The 10,970-nt window shown below is 65.0% G+C and carries 9 protein-coding genes; 5 read left to right on the plus strand and 4 right to left on the minus strand.

The features are described from left to right. Nucleotides 1-462, minus strand: a 462-nt coding sequence (locus tag VF515_12660) for a hypothetical protein (GenBank protein HEX7408487.1), incomplete at its 3' end; no start/stop codon positions are given. Between the two features lie 194 nt (nucleotides 463-656). On the opposite strand from VF515_12660, the gene VF515_12665 reads away from it, so the two are divergent. The 4 genes from VF515_12665 (at nucleotide 657) to rimO (ending at nucleotide 6,723) form a co-directional block, all read left to right on the plus strand. Next, the gene (locus VF515_12665) at nucleotides 657-2,060 is read left to right on the plus strand and encodes a glucose-6-phosphate isomerase (protein HEX7408488.1); all 1,404 of its coding nucleotides are present in this window, start codon (nucleotides 657-659) and stop codon (nucleotides 2,058-2,060) included. 5 nt (nucleotides 2,061-2,065) lie between these two features. Then, a complete protein-coding gene (mutL, locus tag VF515_12670; protein HEX7408489.1) occupies nucleotides 2,066-3,967 on the plus strand; it encodes a DNA mismatch repair endonuclease MutL in 1,902 nt (633 codons plus the stop codon). Continuing rightward, nucleotides 3,964-4,875: a tRNA (adenosine(37)-N6)-dimethylallyltransferase MiaA gene (gene miaA, locus VF515_12675; GenBank protein HEX7408490.1), complete on the plus strand. Its 912-nt coding sequence runs from the start codon at nucleotides 3,964-3,966 to the stop codon at nucleotides 4,873-4,875. The genes mutL and miaA overlap by 4 nt, the downstream gene beginning before the upstream one ends. A 462-nt stretch (nucleotides 4,876-5,337) precedes the next feature. Next, the gene (rimO, locus tag VF515_12680) at nucleotides 5,338-6,723 is read left to right on the plus strand and encodes a 30S ribosomal protein S12 methylthiotransferase RimO (GenBank protein ID HEX7408491.1); all 1,386 of its coding nucleotides are present in this window, start codon (nucleotides 5,338-5,340) and stop codon (nucleotides 6,721-6,723) included. Here the strand turns inward: rimO and VF515_12685 are convergent. The 3 genes from VF515_12685 to VF515_12695 form a co-directional block, all read right to left on the minus strand. Continuing rightward, complete coding sequence (locus tag VF515_12685; GenBank protein ID HEX7408492.1) at nucleotides 6,630-7,622, minus strand: metalloregulator ArsR/SmtB family transcription factor; 993 nt, start codon at nucleotides 7,620-7,622, stop codon at nucleotides 6,630-6,632. The two genes, rimO and VF515_12685, sit on opposite strands and share 94 nt — an antisense overlap. 17 nt (nucleotides 7,623-7,639) lie before the next feature. Continuing rightward, complete coding sequence (gene ahcY / locus VF515_12690) at nucleotides 7,640-9,058, minus strand: adenosylhomocysteinase (protein ID HEX7408493.1); 1,419 nt, start codon at nucleotides 9,056-9,058, stop codon at nucleotides 7,640-7,642. A gap of 391 nt (nucleotides 9,059-9,449) precedes the next feature. Beyond that, nucleotides 9,450-10,199 (minus strand): DUF374 domain-containing protein, encoded by a 750-nt coding sequence (locus tag VF515_12695; GenBank protein ID HEX7408494.1) that lies wholly within the window; start codon nucleotides 10,197-10,199, stop codon nucleotides 9,450-9,452. A 372-nt stretch (nucleotides 10,200-10,571) separates the two neighbouring features. Between VF515_12695 and VF515_12700 the strand changes: the two genes are divergently transcribed. Then, a partial coding sequence (locus VF515_12700) for an exopolyphosphatase (GenBank protein ID HEX7408495.1) occupies nucleotides 10,572-10,970 on the plus strand: 399 nt, incomplete at its 3' end.

Below are 10,970 nucleotides of genomic sequence, written 5' to 3' on the forward strand. Positions count from 1 at the left end.
AGAGGCGAGGATCTGTGAATTGGGCTCGAGGCTCACGTTGATGGGAACGACCCGCATGGCCGCTTGCGGCAGGAGCGCTTCGTACACCTTGCTCTGCTCCTCCCACTCCGTGCGGGTGTATTCCTTCCACAGGTCGAGCATCTTGGGGGGCGGGTCGTGCATGACCGCGGTGGCGTCGTGGAACTGCAAGACATGCCGCACGCGGTAGTAGCGGATGCCGTCCGGTTTCTTGGATTTGAAGAGCAGGCCTTTGCGGAACAGCCCATCGATCATCGTGCCGATCCGGGCTGTGTCGATGCCGGTCCTCTGCGCCAGTTCCTCGGCCGTGGCCGGCGGCGCGGCGGCGAGGACAAGCTTGGCCTCGCTTTCATCGAGGAGCGTTTCGAAGAGGCGCGAAACCACCTTGGATTCCCCCGCGCCGATCTGCTCCGCCAGCTGGGTGTAGAGTGTCTTGTCCTGCATCGCCGTCTCCTTCCGATCTGCGCCCGTGGGCGCTCCATCTCTACAAGAAGCCGTAAGAAATCAACACCAACGGAGGACGCTTCAGCCATGACAAAAGAGCCAAGGCCCCCTGACCTTGGTCAGGTCGGGGCCTCCGCGGTCTGCGCCGCCCGCCTTTCTTGTATTGAGTCGGAGCCGGTGTTAGGAACCATCGCATGCCGGATTACCGTCGCCGTGCGACCCGCGACGCGATGAGTGTGCGGCTCGACGTCAACGGCATGATGGCGGACGCCATCGGCCAGGCAGGCGTTGCGCGGGATGACGTAGAGGGACTGCAGACGCGTGCGGCGCAGATCGCCGGCACGTTGAAAGCACAACGTGCGGCCGGCGCGTTACCCTTCTACGACTTGCCGTACCAAAAAGAAGCCCTGGCGCTGACCAAAGCCTTGGCCGCCGACGTGCGTGGCGAGTGTGACACGCTCGTCGTCCTCGGGATCGGGGGCTCAGCGCTCGGCACCAAGACGTTGGTTGCCGCCCTCGGCGAGACCACACCGCGCGTGCTGGTGGCCGACAACGTCGACCCGTGGAGCTTCGGACATCTGCTCGACGGGCTCGACCTGACGCGGACCACCTTCAACGTGATCAGCAAATCGGGCGAGACCGGTGAGACGATGGCGCAGTTTCTCATCGTCCGCGACCTGCTGCTGCGCCAGCTCGGAGCGGTCGACTACAAGAAACGCGTCGTTGTCAGCACCGACGCCGAGAAGGGGGCGCTGCGTCAGGTCGTTCACGACGAAGGCTTTCGGGACCTCGTCATTCCCGCGGGCGTCGGTGGCCGCTTCTCCGTACTCACCACCGTCGGTTTGTTTCCCGCCGCCGTGGCGGGCCTGCGCGTCGATGAGCTGCTCGCCGGCGCGGCCTGGATGGATACGCGGTGTGAGGTGGCGGACCTGTGGCGGCATCCGGCCCATTTGCTGGCGACGTTGCTGTATCTCGCCGACACCCATCACAAGCAGAACATCGTCGTCATGATGCCGTACAGCGATCGGCTGCAGTCGTTTGCCGCATGGTTCGCCCAGCTCTGGGCCGAGAGTCTCGGGAAAGCACGCGGCGTGGATGGCTCGGCGGTTCACACCGGCCAGACTCCGGTCGCCGCCGTCGGCGCCACGGATCAGCATTCGCAACTGCAGCTGTACGCGGAGGGGCCGGCGGACAAGGTGATCGTCATGCTGCGGGTCGAAGACCATGGACGTGAACTGCCCGTTCCTTCGGCCTACGCCGACCTGGAGAGCATCGGCTATCTCGGCGGTACCGGTCTGGGCCAGCTGCTGAATCTCGAGCAGCAGGCCACCGAGCTGGCGCTGGTGAAACAGCAACGCCCCGTCATTACGGTCACCGTACCGCAGATCAACGCCTTCACGCTGGGGCAACTGTTCTATCTCTTCGAAGCGGCGGTCGTGTTCGCCGGCGGGTTGTATCGCATCAATCCGCTCGACCAGCCGGGCGTCGAGGAGAGCAAGCGCTTCACCTATGGATTGGTCGGCCGCAAAGGGTTCGAAGCCAAGCGGGCGGAAGTCGAAGCCTGGCGCGCGCGCAAGCGCGGCGACTACGTCCTCTGACATCTATGCAGGCTACAGCGGAACCGAGCGGGCGCGTACGGCTGCTGCCGCCCGAAGTGGCGGACAAAATCGCCGCCGGCGAAGTGGTGGAGCGGCCGGCTTCCATCGTCAAGGAACTGGTTGAAAACTCCATCGACGCCGGCGCCCGGCACATCCGCATCGAGTTGGAAGACGCCGGCATCGGCTTGATCGCCGTGGGCGACGACGGCGAGGGCATGCAGGCGGATGATGCCGTCCGGGCCTTTGCCCGCCACGCCACCAGCAAGGTGACCAGCGTCGACGATCTGTTTCACATCACCACCCTGGGATTTCGCGGTGAGGCCTTGGCGAGCATCGCCGCGGTGTCGACCACCACACTCATCACCCGCCGCCCAGGCGATTTGAACGGCACGCAAGTGCTCGTGCGCGGGGGCAAGGTCGAAGAGGTCCGTGCCGCCGGCACGGCCCCCGGTACCCGCGTCGAGGTCGTCGACCTGTTCGCCAACACACCGGCGCGACGTAAGTTTCTGAAAGCGCCGGCTACGGAAGTGGGGCACGTCACCGAGCTGGTGACCCGCACGGCCTTGGCGTGGCCGGCGGTGGCGTTTCTGCTGCGCCACGGCCAGCGCACGCTGATCGATTATCCGGCGGTGCAAGAGGGCGCCGAGCGCGTGGTGCAGGTGTTCGGCGCCGAGCGTGCCGCCGCCATGCTGCCCTTTCACGGCCGCGCCGTGGCCGGCAGCATCCGTGGCTGGCTGACGGGATCACAGCTCAGCTTCCCGTCGTCGCGCCAGATTTTCACCTACGTCAACAGCCGCTACGTGCGCGACAAGCTGGTCAGCCACGCCCTGGTGGCGGGCTACAGCACCTTGTTGATGCACGGTCGCTACCCGGCGGCGGCGGTGTTCATCGACGTGCCGCCGGAAGAGATCGACGTCAACGTCCATCCGGCAAAGTCGGAGGTCCGCTTCCGTCGCGGCGGTGCCGTACATGATTTGATCACGCGCGCGGTCAGTGAGCGCCTGCGCTCGCAGATGGGCCCGGCGTCTCCTGCCACCGCGGCAGCGGCGCCCGAGGCGAACGAGGCACTCGCCCAGATGACCATTGCGCTGCGCCCGCGATACCTCCACGACGGGCCACCGCGCTCCCATCCTTTTCTGCGCATGCTGGACACGCCACCAGCGCTCGCGTCGTCCGCGACCATGCCGCCACCGGTAACGCCGGGACTGCCCGAACGTCCGCACGCCGCGGCGGTGCCGGTGATTTCGGCTCCGCCGTTCCAGCAAGGGGGTGTACCCGCCGCGCTGCAGCGCTCGGCCGCCGTGCCGGCGGCAAGACCGCCCGGTTTTTTCAGTGGCCTGCGCGTGCTCGGGCAGGCGTTCGAAGGCTATTTGGTTTGCGAGGGTGGCGAGTCGTTGGTGGTCATCGACCAACATGCGGCGCACGAGCGCGTGACCTTCGAGCGGCTGCGCCACGCCTATGCCGATGGCGGCGTGGCGCGGCAACGGCTTCTGGTCCCCGCCATCGTCGACGTCGGGGCACAGGCAGCGCCGTTGTTGGCCGAAGGCCTGGCGGCATTGGAGAATCTCGGCTTTGAGTTGGAGCCTTTCGGCGGCAGCAGCTTCGCGGTGCGGGCGGTGCCGGCGCTGCTGAGTGATGCCGATCCCGCGGGCCTGGTGCGTGATGTTGCCGAGGAGTTGACCGAGGTCGGCCGCTCACGTCGGCTCATTGAAGCGGCGGAGTCGGTGCTGGCGCGGTTGGCTTGCCACACCGCCGTGCGCGTGGGCCAGACGCTCGGGGCGGAACAGATTCATGCCCTCCTGGTGGCCATGGACAACGTCGATTTTGCCGGCAACTGCCCCCACGGCCGGCCGGCATTCATCGCGCTGCCGCGTGGCGATCTGGAACGGCTGTTCAAGCGCGTGTGAGCTCGGAACCGATCATCGCCTTGGTCGGACCCACCGGGGTCGGCAAGACCGAGTTGGCGCTCCAGGTCGCCGAGCAGCTCGGGGCGGAGATCGTCAACGCCGACTCGCGTCAGGTGTATCGCTACCTCGACATCGGCAGCGCCAAGCCGACACCGGCGCAGCAAGCGCGGGTACGCCATCACCTGCTGGATGTGGTGAATCCGGATGAGCCATTCGACTGCGCCCGCTATCGTGAGCTCGCCCTGCAAGCGATCGCCGACATCGAGGCACGCCACCGGCGCGTGCTGCTGGTCGGCGGCACGGGCTTGTACCTGAAAGTCCTCATGGGAGGGCTGTTCCCCGGTCCACCGCGTGACCCGGACCTCCGGCGCCAACTCGAAGCCGATGAACAGGCGGCACCTGGATGCTTGCACGAATGCCTGCAGCGGCTCGACGCCGCCAGCGCGCGCCGTCTGCATCCGCACGATCGCGTGCGCATTGTGCGTGCCCTCGAAGTCGCGCTGCTCACCCCGCGCCCGATCAGCGCATGGCAAGCGCAGCACGCCTTCAGCGATCGGCGCCTGCTCATCGTGCCGATTGGGCTGACGCTGGAACGAGCGCTGCTGTGCGAACGGATCAATAGCCGCTGCCATGCCATGATCGAAGCCGGTCTCATCGACGAGGTGCGTGGTCTGTGGGAACGGGGTTTCGGTGCCGATCTGCCACCGCTGCGCAGCATCGGCTATGGCGAGGTCGCTGCCTTCTTGCAGGGGGAGATGACCCTGGACGCGGCCCTCGATCACATGGCGCGGGCAACGCGCCAGTTGGCGAAACGGCAGTTGACGTGGTTTCGCCGGACCCCGGGGCTGCGCTGGCTCGATGCCCGCTGTACCGCCGCGGAGATCATCGCCGCGGCCGCGTCACAGTGATGCGGTTGCGGATGCCGCGCCTCTGTCGCCACGGTATGTCCGGATGGTCTGGCTGAATGTCCGGCGGGACGTGCCGAGCTGCTGCGCCCATCATGATCAGGTTCCAGACGACCCTCGGTTGCGAGGATCAACCGGCAGTGCTCTAAGTGGTCTGTACAACCCAGTAACCGCGCTCATAAGGAGGGAAAGACATGAGCAAAGGCATGGACAAGAAGAAAGAAGGCAAGAAGAAACCAGCCAAGACCGCAAAGGAAAAGAGGGCCGCGAAGAAGGCCAAAAAAGGGGGCGGGGGTTTCTGAGCCAACGACACGATCCCTTTAACAAGCGCGATGCAGCCCGGCGCCAGAGAAAGGCGCGGCGGTGGACGGCCCAGTACTTGTCCTGACTGCAGGCTGGCTTGACTCGCACTTGCGCGCGTATTGCGAGAGGCGCGAGCGGCAGTTAGGATCTGAGTCTCGCACCATGGCAACCAAAGTCTTCCTCCACAGCCTGGGCTGTCCGAAGAATCTCGTCGACAGCGAGATGATGTTGGGGCTGATCGCCCGTGACGGCGGTGAAGTCGTCCTCGACCCGGAGGCCGCTGACGTCCTGATCGTCAACACCTGCGGTTTCATTGGTGACGCCAAGAAGGAATCGATCGATGCCATTCTGGATCTGGCGCGCTTCAAGGGCGGTGATCCCAACAAACGGTTGGTGGTCACCGGGTGCCTGGTGCAGCGCTATGGCGCCGAGTTGCACGAGGCCTTGCCCGAAGTGGACGCTTTTCTCGGCACCGGAGACTTCGTGCGCTTGCCGGAGATCCTGGCGAACGGCGGCCGCTCCGATCCCAGCGCCTATGGTGGCGCGGCGCATGTGCTGCCGGATCTCGCCATCCCGCGCCTGCGCACCGGGCAGTTCTTCAGCGCCTACCTGAAGGTGTCCGAGGGCTGCGACCATCGCTGCAGCTTCTGCATTATTCCCAAGATCCGCGGGCGCCACGAGAGCCGCTCAATGGATTCGGTCCTCGCCGAAGCGGAAGCGCTGGCAGCCGATGGGGTCATTGAATTGAACCTCATTGCCCAGGACCTGACCGCATACGGCCGCGACCGAGGCGACGGCTCTTCGCTCAGCCAGCTGCTGCGCGCCTTGGCGAGGATCGACCGCCTGCGTTGGATACGCCTGCTCTACACCTACCCGCGCTACGTCACCGATGACTTGCTGGACACCATCGCCGGTGAGGAGAAGGTCTGTTCGTACATCGACATGCCACTGCAGCATATCAGCGACCGCATGCTCCAGCGGATGCGGCGGGAACGCGACGGCGCCGCGATCCGCAGGCTGCTACAACGCGTTCGCGACGGCATCCCGGGTGTGGCGGTGCGCACGGCCTTCATCGTCGGCTTCCCCGGCGAGACGGAAGCCGACTTCGCCGAGTTGCTGCAATTCGTCGCGCAAGCGCGGTTCGAACGCGTCGGCGTGTTTTGTTACTCAAAGGAAGAGGGAACAGCGGCCGCAACGTTCGGCGAGCAGGTTGCGGAATCGGTCAAGCGCCAGCGCCGGGCCGCCCTGATGCGCCTTCAGGCCGAGGTGTCGGCCGCGGCCAACCAGCGTCTGGTGGGGAGCCAACAAGCGGTGCTGGTCTGCGGTGAGGATGAGCGGGGCCGCACTTACGGGCGCCTGGCGACGCAAGCGCCGGAGATCGATGGCGTGGTGTATCTGCGCGGCCAGATTCCGGCTGGGACGATCACGCCGGCTCGTATCACCGGCTCCGGCCCTTATGATCTACGTGCCGAGGTGTCGGCGGCCGAGGGCGATTCTGGGCGCACACGCCGCACGGCGGCCCACAGCGACACCGTCAGCGTGTCGTGACCCGCATCGCCGGTTGCTTCCAGGTGGCGCACTGTCACCTCGCCGAGGCCGGCGGCCTTGCACCACCGGGTCATCTCCTCGTCCGCGAAGCCCAGCCGGCGGTGGGCGTAGTCGGTGCGCAGCGACTCCATGCTGTGGGGCGCGAAGTCGACCACGAGCAACCGCCCGCCTGGGCGCAGCAGCCGCGCCGCTTCCTTGAGCACCGCCGCCGGGTCGTCGAGGAAGTGCAGCACCTGATGCACGGTGACCACGTCGGCGCAGGCCGACGGTAGTTGCACGTCATAGAGGTTGCCCCGCCGCACCTGGCAATTGGTGATGCCGCAGTCGTGCAGCTTCGCGCGTGCCAGGTTCAGCATCTCATGGCTCTCGTCGATGCCCACGCCATGGCGTACGCGCGGGGCAAACACCTCGAGCAGGCGGCCGGTGCCGGTGCCGAGGTCGACCAAAGCGCCCAGCGCACCCTTGCCAGCGGCCTTCAGCATCGCGCGTTCGACCGCGGCCTCGCCGACGTAGAGGCTGCGGATGTGGTCCCAACACGCCGCGTTGTCACGGAAGTACGCCGTCGCGCGCTCGGCCCGGTCACGGCGCACACGTTCCAGCCACTCGAGGTCGCGGGCGAGTTCGGGATCCGCCGCCGGCAGCAGCTCCAGCAGTGTGCGTGCGACCCGCGCCCCCTCGCCGCCTTCCGCCAAACGGTAGAACACCCAGGCGCCCTCGGGCCAGCGCTGCAGCAGGCCCGGGTCGCACAGCAGTTTCAGATGCCGGCTCACCCGCGGCTGGCTCTGGTGCAGCACGCGGGTGAGCTCGGAGACGGTCAGCTCGCCGCGAGCCAGGATCGCCAGCAGTCGCAGCCTCGTCGGCTCGGCCGCCGCCCTGAGCGCGGACAGCAACGCTTCCATGGCGCGCGGTCGGTTTCTTAGTAACGGTAGTGGTCGGGCTTGTATGGTCCCTCCGTACCGACCCCGATGTACGCCGCCTGTTGATCGGTCAGTCGGGTGAGGTGGACGCCGATCTTCTTCAAATGCAGGCGGGCGACTTGCTCGTCCAGCTTCTTGGGCAGCACATACACCTTCTTCTCGTACGTCCCGGGGTGCTGCCACAGCTCCATCTGCGCCAGCACCTGGTTGGTAAAGGAGTTGGACATCACGAAACTGGGATGGCCGGTGGCGCAGCCCAGGTTCACCAGGCGCCCCTCCGCCAGCAGGATGATGCGTTTGCCGTCAGGGAAGATGATGTGGTCCACCTGCGGTTTGATGTTTTCCCAGCGGTACTGCTTCAGGCTGGCGACGTCGATCTCGCTGTCGAAATGGCCGATGTTGCAGACGATGGTCTGGTTCTTCATGCGCGCCATGTCATCATGGGTGATCACGTGGTAGTTGCCGGTGGCGGTGACGAAGATGTCGGCCTTGTCGGCGGCCTCATCCATGGTGACCACGCGGTAGCCTTCCATGGCCGCCTGCAGGCCGCAGATCGGATCGATCTCGGTGACCCACACCGTGGCGCCCAGGCCACGCAGGGACTGCGCGCAGCCCTTGCCCACGTCGCCGTAACCGCAGACCAGCGCGATCTTGCCGGCGATCATCACGTCGGTGGCCCGCTTGATGCCGTCCACCAACGACTCGCGACAGCCGTAGAGGTTGTCGAACTTGCTCTTGGTGACGGAGTCGTTGACGTTGATGGCCGGGAAGGGCAGCTCACCGTCCTTCTCCATGCGGTAGAGACGGTGCACGCCGGTGGTGGTCTCCTCGGTCACGCCGCGGATATTCTTCAGGATGTTGGAGTAAAAGTGGGGTTGGGAGGCGAGCCGGTGGCGGATGGCGGCGAACAGGATCGTCTCCTCCTCGCTGCTCGGGTGGCCGAGCACCGATGGGGTGCTTTCCGCCTTGGTGCCGAGGGTGACCAGCAGGGTCGCGTCACCGCCGTCATCCAGAATCATGTTCGGAGTGCTGCCATCACTCCATTGCATGATGCGGTGGGTGAATGCCCAGTACTCTTCCAAGCTCTCGCCCTTGTAGGCAAACACCGGGATGCCGCGGTCGGCGATGGCCGCCGCGGCGTGATCCTGCGTCGAGAAGATGTTGCACGACGCCCAGCGCACCTCGGCACCCAGCGCCACCAGGGTCTCGATGAGCACCGCCGTCTGGATAGTCATGTGTAGGGAGCCGGCGATGCGTGTCCCTTTGAGCGGCTGTTGGCGGGCGTACTCCTCGCGCAAGGCCATCAGACCCGGCATTTCGGTTTCGGCGATAGCGATCTCTTTGCGTCCCCACTCGGCCAGCCCGATGTCGGCAACGTGGAAGTCTTGCTTCGGCAACTCCGCAATTTTCGTGGCCATCGAACGGTTCTCCTATCTCAGCGAAATTTTGTGAGATACGTGTATAATGATATCCTTATACAGTCAACTTGGCGCGAGGCCCGCTATGCGGGTCGCCCCTCAGGCGAAACACTTCATGCTGATCCGGCGTGAGGGGCTTTGCCCAAACAATCAGGCGAGTCCCCACTCGTCATTCCCGCGAAAGAGACTGTCGATAAATGCGAAGACGTGCTTCGAGGGCCTCAGCACGACAGGTCTCAGAGTCCATCAAGTAAGGGTTTTTCCGCTCACCCTTCTGAGCCCTTCGACGTTGCTCAGGACATGCCTGTCGAAGGGTGCTTTCAGAGAAAATCGACAGACTCCTCTGGCCGGAGGGCAGGAAGCGGACCCGATACCGGTTCATTGCGATACCTCACGTGCGAGTGGGACAGCCCGCGTCCTGGGCTGATCGCTTGACGAGATTTGCCGGTCGGGGGTGTCCCAGGTCATCGTAACTGTAGGCGGCCAGGTCGATCAGGTCATCTTCGAGCTGTTGGCGGAACTCCTCGAGGCCCGCCTCGGTGTGCGCACTGTCGGGAACGAAGTAGGGGCCCTTCAGGTAGTGGCTGATTACATTGAACGGCAGTGGCAACGCCATGCGGTCCCACGTGGGCAAACGCAGGCAGCGCTTGTACCATGTCCGCACCAGCGCGATCGGCTTGCCGCATTCCCGGGCGATAATGATGCCGCCGGTCTTCATACGGTACGGCGGTCCCTTCGATCCATCGACCGTCAACCCGTAGATCACCTGGTCGTCGGTCCGCATGTGCGCGATCATTTCCTGGAGGGCGCCTTCGCGGCGTCGCCCCGGGTGCGTCGTCGAGCCGCCTCGAAACACGACGAATCCACAACGGGCAAGGATCCGGGCAATCACCTCACCGGATTCCCCGATGCTCGCCAATGTGTGCGCGTGGAGCCCGAAGTGGGAGTAGCCAAAGGCGACGGTCAACACTTCCTCGTGCCACAGCAGGGCCACGGCGCCGTTGTATTTGGCGGCGATCTCTTTGAGCGCGGGGAAATTGTGGCACTCGATGCGGCTCGTGGCCCAGACCAGTCGCATGTAGGCCAAGTAGAGCGAGGGGACCAGTATGGCGGCAAGCTTGGCCAGCCGGCGCGAGAACATCGGCCGAACCTTGCTCCGGAAAGTCCGCACCAGCCAGTGCTGTTGGTGTTGCCGATTCTTCCTGGTGACCACCATCAATATCCGTTTCTACCTGAGATGCCACGCAGGGCGATTCTGCCATGTTTTCCATGAGGCGATGTCCGTGTGACGACCCATTGCGCGCAATGGTTCTGACAAAGTTCCGGCAAAGTCAACGTTGTCGACAATAGCCGCGCGTTGTTGCACCGCGATGGAGCGGCCATGACGCGTGCGCGCATTGCGGGCGGGGGTGCGTGCTGAAGCTATGGGATCAATCCTGATTCCGATGACGGCGCCGTTTCTGCTAGAGTACGCCGTGCTGGGGGGTGATGAGGCGGGGTGGTGAGCCGGGGTATGCGGATCGCGGCAATCGACGTGGGTAGCAACTCCATTCACATGGTGGTTGCACAGGTAGAAGCTGACGGGCGTTTTCACGTTCTGGACCGCGCCAAGGAAATGGTGCGCCTGGGGCACCGCACCCTCGCCAGTGGGTCGCTATCGGCAGAAGCCATGAACATCGGCATCCGGACTCTTTCGGCGTTTCGGACGTTGGCTGAACGCCAAGGGGTGGTGCGGTTCAACGCCGTCGCCACCAGCGCGGTGCGCGAGGCTAAGAACGGCGGCGATTTCATCCAGCGGGTGAAGGACGAAGTGGGATTGCGGGTCAAGGTCATTCCCGGACGAGAGGAGGCCCGGCTCATCTATCTGGGGGTCCGCCACGCCATCGATCTGCGCCGGCAAGACACCCTCATC

Source organism: Candidatus Binatia bacterium (genome assembly GCA_036382395.1).
Taxonomy (GTDB): Bacteria; Desulfobacterota; Binatia; order HRBIN30; family HRBIN30; genus JAGDMS01.

Coding starts and splice junctions, on each gene's coding strand:
- VF515_12665 (HEX7408488.1), top strand. CDS start 657: ATGCCGGATTACCGTCGCCGTGCGACCCGCGACGCGATGAGTGTGCGG.
- mutL (HEX7408489.1), top strand. CDS start 2,066: ATGCAGGCTACAGCGGAACCGAGCGGGCGCGTACGGCTGCTGCCGCCC.
- rimO (HEX7408491.1), top strand. CDS start 5,338: ATGGCAACCAAAGTCTTCCTCCACAGCCTGGGCTGTCCGAAGAATCTC.
- VF515_12685 (HEX7408492.1), bottom strand. CDS start 7,622: ATGGAAGCGTTGCTGTCCGCGCTCAGGGCGGCGGCCGAGCCGACGAGG.
- ahcY (HEX7408493.1), bottom strand. CDS start 9,058: ATGGCCACGAAAATTGCGGAGTTGCCGAAGCAAGACTTCCACGTTGCC.
- VF515_12695 (HEX7408494.1), bottom strand. CDS start 10,199: ATGTTCTCGCGCCGGCTGGCCAAGCTTGCCGCCATACTGGTCCCCTCG.